This is a genomic window from Amnibacterium sp. CER49, assembly GCF_029846255.1.
Taxonomy (GTDB): domain Bacteria; phylum Actinomycetota; class Actinomycetes; order Actinomycetales; family Microbacteriaceae; genus Amnibacterium.
In genome coordinates this window covers 745,261-760,305 of record NZ_JARVWQ010000002.1, presented here as the reverse complement: position 1 = coordinate 760,305, position 15,045 = coordinate 745,261, and the positions used below count along the sequence as shown (strand labels likewise).

Annotated in this window: 20 protein-coding genes; 15 read left to right on the top strand and 5 right to left on the bottom strand. The window is 73.2% G+C overall.

From position 1 onward, the window contains the following. Positions 1 to 31 precede the first annotated feature (31 nt). The 5 genes from QDR37_RS13605 to QDR37_RS13585 are packed head-to-tail and all read left to right on the top strand — an operon-like array spanning position 32 to position 3,870. The gene (locus QDR37_RS13605) at positions 32 to 1,129 is read left to right on the top strand and encodes a histidinol-phosphate transaminase (RefSeq protein WP_279714324.1); all 1,098 of its coding nucleotides are present in this window, start codon (positions 32 to 34) and stop codon (positions 1,127 to 1,129) included. Next, positions 1,126 to 1,725, top strand: a complete 600-nt coding sequence (gene hisB / locus QDR37_RS13600; RefSeq protein WP_279714323.1) for an imidazoleglycerol-phosphate dehydratase HisB — start codon at positions 1,126 to 1,128, stop codon at positions 1,723 to 1,725. Before QDR37_RS13605 ends, hisB begins: the two co-directional genes overlap by 4 nt. Beyond that, positions 1,722 to 2,363 (top strand): imidazole glycerol phosphate synthase subunit HisH, encoded by a 642-nt coding sequence (gene hisH / locus QDR37_RS13595; protein WP_279714322.1) that lies wholly within the window; start codon positions 1,722 to 1,724, stop codon positions 2,361 to 2,363. The genes hisB and hisH overlap by 4 nt, the downstream gene beginning before the upstream one ends. Further along, the gene (gene priA, locus QDR37_RS13590) at positions 2,360 to 3,106 is read left to right on the top strand and encodes a bifunctional 1-(5-phosphoribosyl)-5-((5-phosphoribosylamino)methylideneamino)imidazole-4-carboxamide isomerase/phosphoribosylanthranilate isomerase PriA (RefSeq protein WP_279714321.1); all 747 of its coding nucleotides are present in this window, start codon (positions 2,360 to 2,362) and stop codon (positions 3,104 to 3,106) included. The genes hisH and priA overlap by 4 nt, the downstream gene beginning before the upstream one ends. Positions 3,107 to 3,111: 5 nt before the next feature. Further along, positions 3,112 to 3,870, top strand: a complete 759-nt coding sequence (locus tag QDR37_RS13585; protein WP_279714320.1) for an SseB family protein — start codon at positions 3,112 to 3,114, stop codon at positions 3,868 to 3,870. Here the strand turns inward: QDR37_RS13585 and QDR37_RS13580 are convergent. Then, complete coding sequence (locus QDR37_RS13580) at positions 3,769 to 4,338, bottom strand: MarR family winged helix-turn-helix transcriptional regulator (RefSeq protein ID WP_279714319.1); 570 nt, start codon at positions 4,336 to 4,338, stop codon at positions 3,769 to 3,771. The two genes, QDR37_RS13585 and QDR37_RS13580, sit on opposite strands and share 102 nt — an antisense overlap. Next, positions 4,335 to 6,164 carry an MFS transporter gene (locus QDR37_RS13575; RefSeq protein WP_279714318.1) on the bottom strand — a complete coding sequence of 610 codons (1,830 nt, stop codon included), beginning with the start codon at positions 6,162 to 6,164 and terminating at the stop codon, positions 4,335 to 4,337. Before QDR37_RS13575 ends, QDR37_RS13580 begins: the two co-directional genes overlap by 4 nt. 185 nt (positions 6,165 to 6,349) lie before the next feature. On the opposite strand from QDR37_RS13575, the gene QDR37_RS13570 reads away from it, so the two are divergent. Further along, the gene (locus QDR37_RS13570; protein ID WP_279714317.1) at positions 6,350 to 7,126 is read left to right on the top strand and encodes an SDR family NAD(P)-dependent oxidoreductase; all 777 of its coding nucleotides are present in this window, start codon (positions 6,350 to 6,352) and stop codon (positions 7,124 to 7,126) included. A 9-nt stretch (positions 7,127 to 7,135) separates the two neighbouring features. On the opposite strand, the gene QDR37_RS13565 is transcribed toward QDR37_RS13570, so the two are convergent. Continuing rightward, on the bottom strand, positions 7,136 to 7,795 hold the full coding sequence (locus tag QDR37_RS13565) for a pentapeptide repeat-containing protein (RefSeq protein WP_279714316.1): 660 nt from the start codon (positions 7,793 to 7,795) through the stop codon (positions 7,136 to 7,138). 191 nt (positions 7,796 to 7,986) lie between these two features. Here QDR37_RS13565 and QDR37_RS13560 point away from each other — a divergent pair, with 191 nt between their 5' ends. The 5 genes from QDR37_RS13560 to QDR37_RS13540 all read left to right on the top strand — a co-directional run bounded on the left by QDR37_RS13560 (position 7,987) and on the right by QDR37_RS13540 (position 11,582). Then, positions 7,987 to 8,931: a ferritin-like domain-containing protein gene (locus QDR37_RS13560; RefSeq protein WP_279714315.1), complete on the top strand. Its 945-nt coding sequence runs from the start codon at positions 7,987 to 7,989 to the stop codon at positions 8,929 to 8,931. Positions 8,932 to 9,186: 255 nt separating this feature from the next. After that, on the top strand, positions 9,187 to 10,116 hold the full coding sequence (locus tag QDR37_RS13555; RefSeq protein WP_279714314.1) for a ferritin-like domain-containing protein: 930 nt from the start codon (positions 9,187 to 9,189) through the stop codon (positions 10,114 to 10,116). Between the two features lie 107 nt (positions 10,117 to 10,223). Next, on the top strand, positions 10,224 to 10,427 hold the full coding sequence (locus tag QDR37_RS13550) for a twin-arginine translocase TatA/TatE family subunit (RefSeq protein ID WP_279714313.1): 204 nt from the start codon (positions 10,224 to 10,226) through the stop codon (positions 10,425 to 10,427). 4 nt (positions 10,428 to 10,431) lie between these two features. Then, complete coding sequence (tatC, locus tag QDR37_RS13545) at positions 10,432 to 11,247, top strand: twin-arginine translocase subunit TatC (RefSeq protein WP_279714312.1); 816 nt, start codon at positions 10,432 to 10,434, stop codon at positions 11,245 to 11,247. Then, positions 11,244 to 11,582 carry a twin-arginine translocase TatA/TatE family subunit gene (locus tag QDR37_RS13540; protein WP_279714311.1) on the top strand — a complete coding sequence of 113 codons (339 nt, stop codon included), beginning with the start codon at positions 11,244 to 11,246 and terminating at the stop codon, positions 11,580 to 11,582. Before tatC ends, QDR37_RS13540 begins: the two co-directional genes overlap by 4 nt. Before the next feature lie 4 nt (positions 11,583 to 11,586). Here the strand turns inward: QDR37_RS13540 and QDR37_RS13535 are convergent, their stop codons facing one another. Continuing rightward, positions 11,587 to 12,156: a dihydrofolate reductase family protein gene (locus QDR37_RS13535; protein WP_279714310.1), complete on the bottom strand. Its 570-nt coding sequence runs from the start codon at positions 12,154 to 12,156 to the stop codon at positions 11,587 to 11,589. Between the two features lie 16 nt (positions 12,157 to 12,172). Then, positions 12,173 to 12,544, bottom strand: coding sequence for a DUF1844 domain-containing protein (locus tag QDR37_RS13530; protein WP_279714875.1), 372 nt, complete (start codon positions 12,542 to 12,544; stop codon positions 12,173 to 12,175). A gap of 339 nt (positions 12,545 to 12,883) precedes the next feature. Here QDR37_RS13530 and infC point away from each other — a divergent pair, with 339 nt between their 5' ends. Genes infC through QDR37_RS13510 form a run of 4 tightly spaced genes read left to right on the top strand, consistent with a single transcriptional unit; the run spans position 12,884 to position 14,921 of the window. Next, on the top strand, positions 12,884 to 13,504 hold the full coding sequence (gene infC, locus QDR37_RS13525; protein WP_279714874.1) for a translation initiation factor IF-3: 621 nt from the start codon (positions 12,884 to 12,886) through the stop codon (positions 13,502 to 13,504). Continuing rightward, positions 13,504 to 13,698 carry a 50S ribosomal protein L35 gene (gene rpmI, locus QDR37_RS13520; RefSeq protein ID WP_279714309.1) on the top strand — a complete coding sequence of 65 codons (195 nt, stop codon included), beginning with the start codon at positions 13,504 to 13,506 and terminating at the stop codon, positions 13,696 to 13,698. The genes infC and rpmI overlap by 1 nt, the downstream gene beginning before the upstream one ends. Positions 13,699 to 13,733: 35 nt before the next feature. Further along, a complete protein-coding gene (rplT, locus tag QDR37_RS13515) occupies positions 13,734 to 14,126 on the top strand; it encodes a 50S ribosomal protein L20 (protein WP_279714308.1) in 393 nt (130 codons plus the stop codon). Then, the gene (locus QDR37_RS13510) at positions 14,127 to 14,921 is read left to right on the top strand and encodes an RNA methyltransferase (RefSeq protein ID WP_279714307.1); all 795 of its coding nucleotides are present in this window, start codon (positions 14,127 to 14,129) and stop codon (positions 14,919 to 14,921) included. Positions 14,922 to 15,045 lie beyond the last annotated feature (124 nt).

Here is a 15,045-nt window from a genome sequence, read left to right as displayed (position 1 = left end):
GGGCACGGAGGGGTCTGCGAGAATCACCGGTGTGACGAACCTCGCCGACCTGCCGCTGCGGCCGGACCTCGTCGGGCGCTCGCCCTACGGGGCGCCCCAGCTGAGCGTGCCCGTCGCGCTCAACGTCAACGAGAACACGCACCCGGTGCCCCCCGAGGTCGCCGACGACATCCTGCGCCGCGTCGGTGCCGCCCTCACCGAGGTGAACCGGTACCCCGACCGCGAGTTCACGGCGCTCCGCGAGGCCCTCGCGGGCTACCTCGGTCACGGCCTCGGCGCCGAGTCGATCTGGGCGGCGAACGGCTCCAACGAGGTGATCCAGCACGTGCTGCAGGCCTTCGGCGGTCCCGGCAGGCGGGTGCTCGGGTTCCCGCCGACCTACAGCATGCACGCGATCATCGCGGCCTCGACCGCGACCGAGTGGGTCCCTGCCGAGCGCGACGACGACTTCCGCATCTCACCTGAGACCGCGGTCGCGGCCATCGAGCGCACCGACCCGGACCTCGTGTTCCTCTGCGCCCCGAACAACCCGACCGGCACCCCGGTGGGGCTCGACACGATCGCCGCGGCCTACGACGCGACCGACGGCATCGTCTTCGTCGACGAGGCGTACGGCGAGTTCATGCCCGACGACGCCCCGTCGGCGCTCACGCTGCTGCCCGGGCGGCCGCGGCTGATCGTCTCACGCACGATGAGCAAGGCGTTCGCGTTCGCGGGCGCCCGCGTCGGCTACCTCGCCGCCGACCCCGCGGTCGCCGACGCGCTCCGCCTCGTCCGGCTGCCGTACCACCTCTCCGCGCTCACCCAGGCCGCGGCGCTGGGTGCGCTGGCGCACGCGCCGACGATGCTCGGCATGGTCGACGACATCCGTGAGCAGCGCGACCGGATGGCGGCCGGCATCGAGGGGTTCGGCTACCGGGTGTGGCCCAGCTGGACGAACTTCCTGCTGTTCGGCGGCGTCGCCGACCCGAAGGGCCTCTGGCGGGCGCTGCTCGAGCGGGGCGTGCTCATCCGCGATCTCGCGATCCCCGGCACGCTGCGGGTCTCCGCCGGCACCCCGGCCGAGACCGACGCCTTCCTCGACGCGCTCGCCGCCGTCAGCGCGGCGCCGGTGGGGGTGCGGGCATGAGCCGGGCGGCGCAGCGCTCGCGCACGACGAGCGAGTCGACCGTCGAGCTGTCGCTCGACCTCGACGGCACGGGCGAGTCGCGCATCGCGACGAGCGTGCCGTTCCTCGACCACCTGCTCACCGCGTTCGCGCGGCACTCGCTCACGGACCTCACGATCACCGCGAGCGGCGACACCGACATCGACGTGCACCACACGGCGGAGGACGTCGGCATCGTGCTCGGCGACGCGATCCGCGAGGCCCTCGGCGACAAGCGCGGCCTCGCGCGCTTCGGCGACGCGACCGTGCCTCTCGACGAGGCCCTCACTCGCGCCGCGGTCGACCTCTCCGGTCGCCCGTACCTCGTGCACGGCGGCGAGCCCGCGGGCTTCGAGCTGCACCGCATCGGCGGGCACTTCACCGGCTCGATGGTGCGGCACGTGTTCGAGGCGATCGTGCTGAACGCCCGGATGACCGCGCACGTGCAGGTGCTCGCCGGGCGCGATCCGCACCACATCGCCGAGAGCGAGTTCAAGGCCTTCGCCCGGGCGTTCCGCGCGGCGAAGGCGGTCGATCCGCAGGTGACGGGCGTGCCGTCGACGAAGGGCGCGCTGTGAGCGAAGCCGCCCGGCCCGTCGTCGCGCTGCTCGACTACGGCAGCGGCAACGTGCACTCGGCGGCGAAGGCGCTGCAGCTCGCGGGTGCCGATGTACGGCTCACCGCCGAGCGGAGCGCCGTGATGTCCGCCGACGGCCTGCTCGTGCCGGGCGTCGGCGCGTTCGGCGCCGTGATGCGGGGCCTCGAGGCGGTGCGCGGGCCCGAGCTCATCGAGCGGCGGCTCGCCGGCGGCCTGCCCGTGCTCGGCATCTGCGTCGGCATGCAGGTGCTGTTCGAGCGCGGCGTCGAGGGCCAGGACGAGACCGAGGGCCTCGGCGAGTGGCCCGGCGCGGTCGACCGGCTCGAGGCCGACGTGCTGCCGCACATGGGCTGGGACGAGGTCCGGGTCCCCGACGGCTCCGTGCTGCTCGCCGGCCTCGAGCGCGAGCGCTTCTACTTCGTGCACTCCTACGGCGTGCGCGACTGGACGATGCTGCCGCACGACCGGATCCCTGCGCCGCTCGTCACGTGGGGTGAGCACGGCGGCCCGTTCGTCGCCGCGGTCGAGAACGGACCGCTGTCGGCGACGCAGTTCCACCCTGAGAAGTCCGGCGCCGCCGGCATCCGTCTGCTGTCGAACTGGTTGGAGACCCTGTGACCGACGCCCTGCTCCGACGCCCGCTCGAGCTGCTGCCCGCGGTCGACGTCGCGGGCGGGCTCGCCGTGCGGCTCGTGCAGGGCGAGGCCGGCAGCGCCATCGGCTACGGCGACCCCGTCGAGGCGGCCCTCGACTGGGCGCGGCAGGGGGCGGCCTGGATCCACCTCGTCGACCTCGACGCCGCGTTCGGGCGCGGCGACAACGCCGCCGTTCTCCAGGCCGTGATCGACCGCGTGCCCGAGGTGCGCGTCGAGCTCTCCGGCGGGATCCGCGACGAGGCGTCGCTCGAGCGGGCCCTCGGTACAGGCGCGCAGCGGGTGAACATCGGCACCGCGGCGCTCGAGGACCCGGAGTGGACCGCCGAGGCCATCGCGGTGTACGGCGACCGCATCGCCGTCGGCCTCGACGTGCGCGGCACGACGCTCGCGGCGCGGGGCTGGACCCGTGAGGGCGGCGACCTCTGGGAGGTGCTCGACCGGCTCGAGCACGCCGGCTGCGCCCGCTACGTGGTGACCGACGTCAACAAGGACGGCACGCTCGCGGGTCCGAACCTCGAGCTGCTGCGCGAGGTGCTGCGCCGCACCGGCAAGCCGGTCGTCGCCTCCGGCGGCGTCTCGAGCCTCGACGACCTGGCGGCGCTCCGCGCGCTCACCGACGAGGGGCTCGAGGGCGCGATCGTCGGCAAGGCGCTCTACGAGCGCGCCTTCACCCTCTCCGAGGCGCTCGCCGTCGCGACGGACTGACGCCGGTGAGCGGCACCGACTCCGCCGGTCGGCCCTGGGCGGGGCGATCGTTCGAGGCGAGCCCTTGGGGCGCCGACGACGGCAGCGCGCCGCCCGGGTTCCTCGCGGCCTCCGACGCCTTCCGCGCCGGGCAGGTCGGCCCGGAGGCGGTCGTCGACGCGCTCCGCGACGCGCGGCTGCTCGTGCCGTTGCTCGCGGGGCTCGCGGAGGCGGGCGAGGGGCACGGCGGCCACGTGCTGGACAAGAAGGCGGAGCTCGCGCTCGTCACGGTCGCCGGTCCCGACGGCCGGAACGTGCTGCCGGCGTTCTCGTCGGCCGAGGCGATGCAGCGCTGGAACCCCGCCGCGCGGCCCGTTCCAGCGCCCGCCCGGCAGGTGGCGCTCGCCGCCGCCGCCGACGGCACCGAGCTCGTCATCGTCGATCCTGCGTCGGCGACGCAGTTCGGGCTGCGCCGTCCCGCCCTCGAGGCGCTCGCTCGCGACCTGCCGTGGCTGCCCGCCCCCCGGGATCCGGAGGTCGCGCGGGCCCTGCGGTCCGCAGCCGCGGGGGAGGACGCCGTGACGGCGGTGCGGGTGACGACCGACGACCCGGCCGCGACGCTCGAGGGCGCGGAGGTCCGGGTCGTCGTCGTGCTGCACTCGCTGCTGACCCAGGAGGCGCTGTCAGCGCTGCTCGGTCGGCTCCAGGAGCGCTGGCGCGCCGACCCGGTCGTCCAGCGCCGGGTCGACTCCCTGGCGGTGGGCATCGAAGCCGCGCTCTGCTGACGGGCTCGCGGCCGAGCTCGGGCCGCGCGCCTCGATCCCGCGCCGCGCGAGGGCGGCCTCGAGCACGACGAGCGCCTCGGACACGGTCGCCAGGTCGTGGTCGTCGCACTCGCGGAGCAGGTCGCCGACGGAGGCGGCGCGAGCCGCGCGGGCCTCGAGCAGGGCGCGCTCGCCGGCCTCCGACAGCCGGATGCGGGTGGAGCGCCGGTCGTCGGGGTCGTCGTCGCGGCGCACGAGGCCGCGGGACTCGAGCTCGGCGACGAGCCGGGTCATCCCCGGCGCCGCGATGCCCTCGACGCGGGCGAGGTCGCCCGGGCGGATGCTGCCGGCCGACTGGATCGAGCTGAGGGCCGAGGTGGCCACGTGGCTCAGCGCGTCGGCGGGCGGCCGGAGCCGCCGGTTGATCCGCCCGACCACCCATGCCAGGCGTCCGGCGATCTCCCGGCGCTGCGGCGACCCGGTGCTCATCGAGTCGGCTGCGGCTCGTCGACCGGGTCCGCGGCACGGGCACCGCGCGCGGCGTGGGCGACCGCCACGTGGTGGGCGTGGTCCTCTCCCCGCGCGACGAGCCGCCCCGGGTCCTCGACCTCGTCGGCGAAGACGAACCGCTTGCCGCCGATGAAGGACGCCACCGCGGCGACGACCGACATGATCGCGGCCGCGAGGAACACGATCACGAGGCCGTCGTGGAACGGTAGGGAGATCAGGTTCGGGAAGAACTCCTTGCCGGTGAGGGCGGCGGAGTCGGCCTTGGGCAGCTGCCCCAGGATGCCCGTCGGGCCGAGCAGCGTCTGGATGGGGTTGTAGCCGAGGAACGCCGCGAACAGGCTGCCGACGGGCGGCACGTTCGCGATCGTGTCCGCTGCCGCTGCGGGCACGTGATGGCTCGTCAGGCCGTGGCCGAGTGCGGCGGGCAGCGAGCTCGCGAGGCCCGCGGCCATCAGCGAGAAGAAGATGCCGATGGAGAGGGACGACCCGGCGTTCAGCACGGTGCCCGCCATGCCGGAGGCGGCGCCGCGCTGGTTCGCGGGCACGCTGTTCATGATCGTGGCGCGGTTCGGGGCGCCGAACATGCCCGAGCCGACGCCGTTCAGGAACGTGATCACCGCGAAGGTCCAGTAGTCGAAGTCCACCGGGATGAGCAGCAGGGCGACGAAGGTCGCAGCCGTGAGCACGAGGCCACCGGTCGCGAGCGCGCGGGCGCCCCAGCGGTCCGACAGCGTGCCGGCGACGGGACCGGAGATCAGGAAGCCGACCGTGAGCGGCAGCAGGTAGATGCCGGCCCAGAGCGGGGTCTCCTCGTAGGAGTAGCCGTGCAGCGGCAGCCAGATGCCCTGCAGCCAGATGATCAGCATGAACTGCAGGCCGCCGCGGCCGATCGAGCCGAGGAGGCCGGCGAAGATGGCGGAGGCGAAGCTGCGGATCCTGAACAGCCGCAGCTCGAACATCGGTGCCTCCACCTTCAGCTCGATCCACACGAACGCCACCAGCAGGAGGAGGCCGGCGATCAGCGCGCCGTCGACCCAGGGGTTGAGCCAGCCCGTCGACGAGTCGCCGTAGGGCTGGATGCCGTAGGTGATGCCGGTGAGCAGCGATGTGAGCCCGAGCAGGAAGGCGAGGTTGCCGGGGATGTCGAGCCCGCCCGGGTTGCGGGTCCCGACCTCGTGGAGCGACTTGTACGACCAGATCGTGCCGAGGATGCCGACCGGGACGCTGACGATGAAGACGGCCCGCCAGTCGATGACGGCGAGCACGCCGCCGAGGATCAGGCCGATGAACGACCCGGCGATGGCGGCGATCTGGTTGATGCCGAGGGCCATGCCGCGGCGGTGGGTCGGGAAGGCGTCCGTGAGGATCGCGGTCGAGTTCGCGAAGAGCATCGCGCCGCCGACGCCCTGCGCCACCCGCCAGAGGATCAGCCACATCGCGCCGGCGCCGCTCGTGAAGGGGTCGAGCGACAGGGCGATGGCGGCGAGCGTGAAGATCACGAAGCCGAGGTTGTAGATCTTCACGCGGCCGACCATGTCGCCGAGACGGCCGAAGCCGACGACGAGCACGGCGGTCACGAGCATGAAGCCCATGAGCATCCAGAGCAGGTAGCTCGTGTTGCCCGCGTCGAGCGGGTTCAAGTGGATGCCCTTGAAGATCGCGGGCAGCGAGATGAGCACGATCGAGCTGTTGATCGTGGCCATCAGCATGCCGAGCGTGGTGTTGGAGAGGGCGACCCAGCGGTAGTGCGGGTGGTCCTTGTCGAACATCCCGGTGCGGGTCCGGGCGTCCTTGGTGGCGGTCATCGTGCTCCGGTGGCGGCTGGGATCGGTATCGGACGCCCTCGGCCGATTCGTTGCTTATCGATAAGCAACTTTAGACCCGAGGTGCGTGCTCCCGCCCCTCGACGGGCGCGTGTCCAGACCACATGGAGCGTCACCCGGGGGAGAGGGGCGAGGATCCCGCAGGCGACTCGGGGGAGGAGACGGCGATGACGGGCAACCGGTACGCGTTCGAGGGCAGGACGGTGCTCGTCACCGGCGGGGGCAGCGGCATCGGCGCGGCGATCGCGCGGGCCTTCCTCACGAACGGCGCGTCCGTCGTCGTGGCGGGGCGGCGCGAGCACGCGCTGCACGACACCATCGAGGGCGCGCCGGAGGGCCGAGCGCTCGCCGTGGCGGGCGACGTGGGCCTGCGGAAGGACGCGCAGCGGATGGTGCGAGCGGCCGTCGACCGCTTCGGCCGCCTGGACGTCGTCGTCAGCAACGCGGCCGCCTACGCCTCGGGCGAGCTGACGGAGCTCGGCGACGACGAGTGGGAGCGGCTGCGCTCGACGAACGTCGACGGCTTCCTCCATCTGGCGCAGGCGGCGCTGCCCGAGCTCGAGCGCTCCGCGGGCAACCTCGTCGCGGTGTCGAGCGTGTCGGGCTCCGCCGGCGACTGGGGGCAGGCCGCGTACAACGCGACGAAGCACGCGGTCACCGGCTTCGTGCGCTCCCTGGCGCTCGACTGGGGCGCCCGCGGTGTGCGGCTGAACGCGGTCGCGCCGGCGTTCACGCTCACCGAGATGACCTCGGGGGTCGGCCGCAGCGACGAGGACCTCGCACCGTTCGTGAACCGTGTCGCGCTCGGGCGCCCGGGTCTGCCGACGGACGTGGCGCCCGCCGTGCTCTTCCTCGCGAGCGACGACGCGGCCTACATCACGGGCGCGGTCCTCGCCGTCGACGGCGGCACCTCCGCGAGCACGGGCCAGCCGCACCTCGACTGAGGCTCGGCCTCAGCCCTCGACGACGAGACCGATCGCGGCGGCGAGCAGCGGTGCGAGGCGGTCGAGCTGCGCCCCGTCGACGATCGCGCCGCGGAGGTGCTCGGCGCCGTCGACGCCCTCGAGCTCGGCGCCCCGCAGGTCGGCGTCGGTGAGCGTGGCACCCGCGATCGAGAGCGTGCCGATCCGGCAGCCGGGCAGCGCGAGCCTCGTGATGGTCGAGGCCCGCAGGTCGAGATCGCCGAGCACGCAGTCGGTGAACCGCACGTCCTGCAGCGTCGCGCCGGAGAGGTTCAGGTAGTCGATCCGGCAGCCCGAGACGTCGACCCGCGTCCAGTCCGCGTCGAACAGCTCGGCCGCACCCATCCGGCTCCCCGCCAGCTCGACGTCGCGCCAGGTCGAGCGCGCGGCTCGGAGGCGCGCGGCCGCGATCCGCTCGAGCCGGGTGCCGAGGATCCGGGCGCCGTCGAGCGCCGCGCCGTCCGCGTCGAGTCCGAGCACCGCGCAGTCGTCGAGGACGAGTCCGCCGAGGTCACCGGCGGCCGCGCCGCCCTCGATCCGCACGGCCTCGAGGCGCGCGCCCGCACGCAGGTCGGCTGCCTCGGCGTCCTCGAGCGGCGGCAGGGCGAGTGCCTGCAGACGGGGGCCACGGGCGCGCTGCTGCCGGCTCACCGCACCACCGTACGTGTTCGGGGCTGTTTCTCAGGATCGATGCCCATCGTTCGCAGCGAGCGCACCGAAGCCCAGTCGACCGCCCCGCCCTGGACCCACCACGGCGCTGCGGAGCACCACCCCGGTGCGAGACGACTGCGTGGTCGAGCCGAGGGCCGACGCCGTCCACCCCCCTTCGGCAGGAGATCCACGTGTTCGACAAGCAGTTCATCGCGGGCGCCATCGCGCGCTCCAGCGAGACGGCGCTCGACCGGCGCCGCATGCTCACCCTGACCGGCCTCGCCGGCGCCGGCGCCGCCGCTGCCGCAGTGGCCGGACCGGCCGCCGCGAACGCGGCGCCCGCGAGCGGCGGTGTCAGCGACGCCACCGTCCTGAACTTCGCCCTGAACCTCGAGTACCTCGAGGCGGAGTTCTACCACCGCGCCGTCTACGGCACGGGCCTGCCCGAGAACCTGACGACCGGCACCGGCCGTCGGGGCGGGGTCTACGGCGGCCGCAAGGTGAACTTCACCAACCGCCGGTTCTACGAGTACGCCCGCGAGATCGCCGGCGACGAGTACCACCACGTCCAGTTCCTGCGCGCGGCGCTCGGCAGCGCGGCCGTCGCGCGGCCGACCATCTCCCTCGACTCGGCGTTCAAGGCCGCGGCGAAGGCGGCGGGCCTCGGCGACGGCTTCGACCCCTACGCGAGCGATGTGAACTTCCTGCTCGCCGCGTTCGTGTTCGAGGACGTCGGGGTCACGGCGTACAAGGGCGCATCGCCGCTCATCACGAACAAGACCTACCTCGAGGCCGCCGCCGGCATCCTCGCGGTCGAGGCCTACCACGCGGCCACGATCCGGTCGTCGCTCTACGAGCTCGGTTCGACCGCCTGGAGCGCGGCCGGCAAGATCTCCGACGCGCGCGACAGCCTCGACGGCCGCACCGACCTCGACCAGGGCATCGTCGACCGCGGCACGGGCACGGCGCTGAACGACCCGAACATCGTGCCGACCGACAAGTACGGCGTCGCCTTCAGCCGGACCCCGGGCCAGGTGCTGAACGTCGTGTACCTGAACCCCGGCGCGGTCAGCAAGGGCGGCTTCTTCCCGGCCGGCGTGAACGGCGCGGTGCGCACCTCCACCCAGGAGTCCTGAGCCCGCAGCGCGCGCACGCACCGTGCCCCCGTCCGGCGTTCCGGGCGGGGGCACGGTGCTGCCGGGGGTGCTGCGCGCACCCGGGTCGGAATCCCGTCGGATCCGCACCCATCCGATCCGTCCCGAGGTCCGAACCATTCTCGAGCGGCCTGCGATCCTTCCGAAGCGGAGGAGGCCGAGGCACCGCCCGGTGCCAGCGACGCCGTCGTCGAGCCGAGGACGCCGGCGTCAGTCCCCCTTCGGCAGGAGATCCACGTGTTCGATAAGCAGTTCATCGCGGGCGCCATCGAGCGTTCCAGCGAGACGGCGCTCGACCGGCGCCGCATGCTCACCCTGACGGGCCTCGCGGGTGCGGGCGCCGCGGCCGCCGCGATCGCCGCGCCCGGCGCCGCGAACGCCGCCACGACCACGGGCGGCGTGAGCGACGCCACGGTCCTGAACTTCGCGCTGAACCTCGAGTACCTCGAGGCGGAGTTCTACCACCGCGCCGTCTACGGCACCGGCCTGCCGGACAGCCTCACCACCGGCACGGGTACCCGCGGCGGCGTCTACGGCGGCCGGAAGGTCAACTTCCAGAGCAAGCGGATCTACGAGTACGCCCGTGAGATCGCCGGCGACGAGTACCACCACGTGCAGTTCCTCCGCGCCGCCCTGGGCAGCTCGGCGGTGTCGCGTCCGACGATCTCGCTCAGCACCGCGTTCAAGACCGCGGCGAAGGCGGCCGGGCTCGGCGACAACTTCGACCCGTACGCGAACGACACGAACTTCCTGCTCGCCGCGTTCGTGTTCGAGGACGTCGGGGTCACGGCGTACAAGGGCGCGGCGCCGCTCATCACGAACAAGACCTACCTCGAGGCCGCCGCCGGCATCCTCGCGGTCGAGGCCTACCACGCCGCGACCATCCGCTCGTCGCTCTACGAGATCGGCGGCGCCGCGATCACGGCGGCCGGCGCCATCTCGAACGCCCGCGACAGCCTCGACGGCACGACGGACCTCGACCAGGGCCTGAAGGACTCGTCGGGCAACGCGAACATCGTGCCGACCGACAAGTACGGCGTCGCGTTCAGCCGCACGCCCGGCCAGGTGCTGAACGTCGTGTACCTGAACTCGGGCGCCGTCAGCAAGGGCGGCTTCTTCCCGGCCGGCGTCCACGGCGCCGTCCGCACGTCCACCAAGGAGTCCTGAGCCTCACAGCTCATCGGTGCCGTCCCCGGCACCACCTCCCGGCCGGTCCCGTCGGCCGGCCGGGAGGACCCCCGAACCGCGCGCTCGCGCAAGAGAAGAAGGACCTCATGATCGCCGGACTCACCGGGATGCACCTGCTGATCATCGTGGCGGTCGTCGCCCTGATCTTCGGCGGCGCCAAGCTGCCCGCCCTCGCGCGGAACCTCGGCCAGTCGGCGCGCATCCTGAAGCGCGAGGTGCGCTCGCTGCACGAGGACGACGACGCGCCGGCACCCGTCGCCGAGCCGTCGCGCACCGACGCGCGCTCCTGACCCGATGACGACCGCGACGCGCCTGCCGGGGGCCCGGATGCCGCTGATCGGGCACCTGCTCGAGCTGCGGCGCCGGCTCCTCGTCGCGACGGCGGCGGTCGTGCTCGCCGGCGTCGCCGGCTGGTTCGTCGCCGTCCCCGTGCTCGACGCGCTCCGCGCACCGCTCGTCCGCTTCGCCACGGAGCACCACACCCTCGCGACGCTCAACTACGACAGCATCGGCGGGGCGTTCGACCTGCGGTTCCGGATCGCCCTCTACCTCGCCCTCGTGCTCGCGAGCCCCGTCTGGCTCTACGAGATCTGGGCCTTCGTCGTGCCGGCGCTCACCGGCCGCGAGCGCCGGGTGACCGTCGGGTTCCTCGGCACGGCGGTGCCGCTCTTCCTCGCCGGCTGCGCCTCCGGGTGGCTCGTGGTGCCGCACATGGTGCTGCTGCTCGCGTCGTTCGCGCCGTCCGGCAGCGCCACCCTCGTCTCGGCGTCCGGCTACTTCGACTTCGTGATGAAGCTCGTGCTCGCCCTCGGCGCCGCGTTCGTGCTGCCGGTGCTGCTCGTCCTGCTGAACCGCGTCGGCGTGCTGCCGGGCCGCGCGATCCTCAGGTCCTGGCGCGTCGCGGTGCTCGCCGTCGCGCTGTTCACCGCACTCGTGACGCCGGCGGCCGACCTCCTGTCGATGGGCCTGCTCGCCCTGCCGCTGCTCGCCCTCTACTTCGGTGCGGCCGGCATCGCGGTCGTGCACGACCGACGCCTCGCCCGCCGGACCGCCGCCGCGCTCGAGGAGCGCGAACCCGTGCTGCTCGCCCTCGACGAACCGGAGGCATGATGTTCGACCTGTCGTTCGAGAAGCTGCTCGTGATCGGCGTGCTCGCGCTCTTCCTCGTGGGACCGCAGCGGCTGCCGCAGATCGCGGCGCAGCTCGCCCGCTGGGTGAAGGTCGCGCAGGCCATGACCCGCGACGCCAAGGAGCGGCTGCGCGAGGAGGTCGGCGACGACATCGACCTCGAGGCCCTCGACCCTCGCCGGTACGACCCGCGGCGCATCATCCGGGAGGCGCTGCTCGACGAGCCCGAGCTCGCCCCGATCCCCACCGCCGCGCCGGAGGAGCCGCGCGACCCCGCCCTGCAGCGGGCGCGGACCTTCGACGACGAGGCGACCTGACCGGTCAGCCCCTCGGGCTCGGGCGCACCGTGTAGCGGAGCAGCACCGAGCCGCGCTCGAAGCGGCGCGACTCCTGCAGGTCGAGCGCGAGCCCGAGGCCGTCCGGCAGCGCCCGGGTGCCGCCGCCGACGGTGAGCGGCAGGAGCAGCAGCCACAGGTCGTCGACGAGCCCGGCCGCGAGGGCCGCCGCGGCGAGCGTCGGGCCGCCGATCGAGATCCGGCCGCTCGCCGCCTCCTTCTCGCTGCGCACGGCGTCGACGTCGAAGCGGCGTTCCAGCCGCGTGCGCGGCGTCGTCACCTCGGGGAGCGAGGACGAGTACACGACCTTGTCGGCACCCCGCCAGACGCGCTGGTAGTCGAGCGCGACGGGGTCCTCGTCCTCCGCCATCGGCTGGTCCCAGAACCGCATCACCTCGTACATCCGACGGCCGTAGAGGTACGTCTCCACGTCGCGCTCGAGGTCGTTCACCGCGGCGTGCTCCGCCGCGTCGGGCGCGGCCCACTCGAAGCGCCCGTCGACGCCGTTCGTGTAGCCGTCGAGCGAGCAGATCGCGGAGTAGACGAGGCGGCCCATGCGGGCACGCTACGCGTCAGGTGACGGGGCCGGTCCAGCGCTCGCCGGGACCCTGGCCGATCGGATCCGGGATCACGGACGCCTCGCGGAAGGCGAGCTGCAGCGACCGCAGCCCGTCGCGGAGCGGCCGCGCGTGCGAGTCGCTGATCTCGGGGGCGGCCGCGGTGAGCAGGCCGGCGAGCGCGGTGATGAGCTTGCGGGCCTCGTCGAGGTCGGTCTGGTGCTCGGGGTCGTCGGCGAGGCCGCACTTCACCGCAGCCGCGCTCATGAGATGCACGGCCGCGGTGCTGATGATCTCGACCGCCGGCACCTCGGCGATGTCCCGCGTCGCCTCGGCGATGTCGTCGAGGACGTCGGGGGAGTCCGCCGCCTCGGCCTCGCCGGGGATCTCGTCGGGACCGGGGACGTCGATCGCTGCCACGGCACCATTCTCCCGTTCCCGCGGGACAGGCTCGGGCGTATCCGTCGTGCCCGTCCTGCCGCCTCTGGTACGCTGCTGCGGTTCCGGGCTCGGCCCGGCGGTCAAGTGGAGCGATCCCACCTGCGCACCCGACTCTCGAGGGTGCACGGGTCGAGCGCACTCCCTCCCGGTCTCGGGAGCGTCGGGTGCGGTGCCGGTGCGCGCGTGCGGCCGGCACGAAGGAATCGTCCTGCCTGCTCGTCGGTTGATCCCCGGGAGCGCACGGGAGAGCCGTGCCACCAGCATCCACCGAACAAGGAGCAACGCATCAGCGATCCCCGTACCAACGACAAGATCCGCGTCCCGGAGGTCCGACTCGTCGGACCCGCCGGAGAGCAGGTCGGTGTCGTCCCCATCGAGGTGGCCCAGCGGCTCGCCCAGGAGGCCGATCTCGACCTCGTCGAGGTCGCGCCGAACTCGCGCCCGCCGGTGGTCAAGATCATGGACTACGGGAAGTTCAAGTACGAGACGGCGCAGAAGGCCAAGGAGGCGCGGCGCAACCAGGCGAACACGATCCTCAAGGAGATCCGGTTCCGCCTGAAGATCGACGACCACGACTACGAGACCAAGCGCAAGCGTGCCGAGGGCTTCCTCAAGGCCGGCGACAAGGTGAAGGCGATGATCCTCTTCCGCGGTCGCGAGCAGTCGCGCCCGGACCAGGGCGTCCGCCTGCTGCGCCGGTTCGCCGAGGACATCCACGAGTTCGGCACCGTCGAGTCGAACCCCACGATCGACGGCCGGAACATGGTGATGGTGATCGGTCCCCTGAAGAGCAAGGTCGACGCGAAGGCGGAGCAGAACGCCCGCCGCGCCGCGGCCCGTACCACCCCCGCATCCGCCGATGCCGGGGACGCACCCGCAGCCGAGGCTGCGCCGAAGGAGCAGTAATGCCGAAGCAGAAGACCCATTCCGGTGCCAAGAAGCGCTTCAAGATCACCGGCAGCGGCAAGGTCATGAAGCAGCAGGCCGGCATGCGGCACAACCTCGAGAGCAAGTCGAGCGTGCGCACCCGTCGCCTCAACCAGGAGGCCACGCTGTCGAACGCCGACGCCAAGAACATCAAGAAGCTGCTCGGCAAGTAGTCCGCGCCTCACTTCAGACCATCAGGAGATAAGACATGGCCAGGGTCAAGCGCGCCGTCAACGCGCACAAGAAGCGTCGGGTCGTCCTCGAGCGCGCCGAGGGGTACCGCGGTCAGCGGTCCCGCCTGTACCGCAAGGCGAAGGAGCAGGTCACCCACTCCCTCGTCTACGCCTACCGCGACCGTCGCGCCCGCAAGGGCGACTTCCGTCGCCTGTGGATCCAGCGCATCAACGCCGGCGCCCGCGCGAACGGCCTCACCTACAACCGGTTCATCCAGGGCCTCGGGCTCGCCGGCATCGAGGTGGACCGCCGCATCCTCGCCGAGCTCGCGGTGAACGAGCCCGCCGTGTTCGCGGGCCTCGTCGAGTCCGCGAAGGCCGCGCTGCCCGCCGACACGTCGGCGCCCGCGGCGACCTCCGCCGCGTAGGTGATCGACAGCCCGCGCAACCCCGCCGTCAAGCGGGTCGCGGGCCTCAAGCAGAAGCGAGCCCGGTCCGAGACCGGGCTCGCTCTGTTGGAGGGCCCGCAGGTGGTGCGCGAGGTGCTCGCCCACCGGCCGGACCTCGTCACCGAGCTCTACCTGACCCCGGACGCCGCTGAGCGGCACGCCGCGCTCGCCGACGCCGCCGACCGGGCGGGCGTCGACGTCGTGCTCGCGAGCGAGCCCGCGCTCGCCGCGATGGCCGACACCCAGACCCCGCAGGGGGTCGTGGCGGTCGCGCGCCAGGCGCCGGTCCGGCTGCGGGACGCGATCGAGCCCGGCACCCGGCTCGTCGCCGTGCTCGACGAGGTCCGCGACCCGGGGAACGCCGGCACGATCATCCGCGCAGCCGACGCCGCGGGCGCCGACGCCGTGATCCTCACCGGCTCGTCGGTGGACCCCTACAACCCCAAGGTCGTGCGGGCGACGACGGGATCGCTGTTCCACCTCCGGGTGACCACCGGGGTGGCACTCGCCGACGCCGTCGCCGCGGTGCACGCCGCCGGGCTCGCGGTGCTCGCCGCCGACATGGCGGGTGAGCCGCTGCCCGCGCTCGGCGCCGCGCTCGCCGAGCCGACCGCCTGGCTGCTCGGCAACGAGGCGCACGGGCTCTCCGCCGAGGCACGGGCGCTCGCCGACCGCACCGTCGCGGTGCCGATCTACGGCGACGCCGAGTCGCTGAACCTCGCGACGGCGGCCGCCGTCTGCCTCTACGCCTCCGCCTTCGCGCAGCGCGCCTGACCCCGCCCGGTCTCGCGGATCCGGATGTCCCTCGCGGATCCGGAGATCCTCGACGACACGCCGCAGCGCGAGGCATCGGCACGGCGTGTCGGCGAGCCCTTCCGGAACGGCGCGAGAAGTCCGG

Excerpts from the sequence above, each read along its gene's own strand:
- QDR37_RS13575 (WP_279714318.1), bottom strand. The coding sequence starts at position 6,164 with ATGACCGCCACCAAGGACGCCCGGACCCGCACCGGGATGTTCGACAAG.
- QDR37_RS13550 (WP_279714313.1), top strand. The coding sequence starts at position 10,224 with ATGATCGCCGGACTCACCGGGATGCACCTGCTGATCATCGTGGCGGTC.
- QDR37_RS13535 (WP_279714310.1), bottom strand. The coding sequence starts at position 12,156 with ATGGGCCGCCTCGTCTACTCCGCGATCTGCTCGCTCGACGGCTACACG.
- QDR37_RS13540 (WP_279714311.1), top strand. The coding sequence starts at position 11,244 with ATGATGTTCGACCTGTCGTTCGAGAAGCTGCTCGTGATCGGCGTGCTC.
- tatC (WP_279714312.1), top strand. The coding sequence starts at position 10,432 with ATGACGACCGCGACGCGCCTGCCGGGGGCCCGGATGCCGCTGATCGGG.
- QDR37_RS13580 (WP_279714319.1), bottom strand. The coding sequence starts at position 4,338 with ATGAGCACCGGGTCGCCGCAGCGCCGGGAGATCGCCGGACGCCTGGCA.
- QDR37_RS13570 (WP_279714317.1), top strand. The coding sequence starts at position 6,350 with ATGACGGGCAACCGGTACGCGTTCGAGGGCAGGACGGTGCTCGTCACC.
- rpmI (WP_279714309.1), top strand. The coding sequence starts at position 13,504 with ATGCCGAAGCAGAAGACCCATTCCGGTGCCAAGAAGCGCTTCAAGATC.
- hisB (WP_279714323.1), top strand. The coding sequence starts at position 1,126 with ATGAGCCGGGCGGCGCAGCGCTCGCGCACGACGAGCGAGTCGACCGTC.
- rplT (WP_279714308.1), top strand. The coding sequence starts at position 13,734 with ATGGCCAGGGTCAAGCGCGCCGTCAACGCGCACAAGAAGCGTCGGGTC.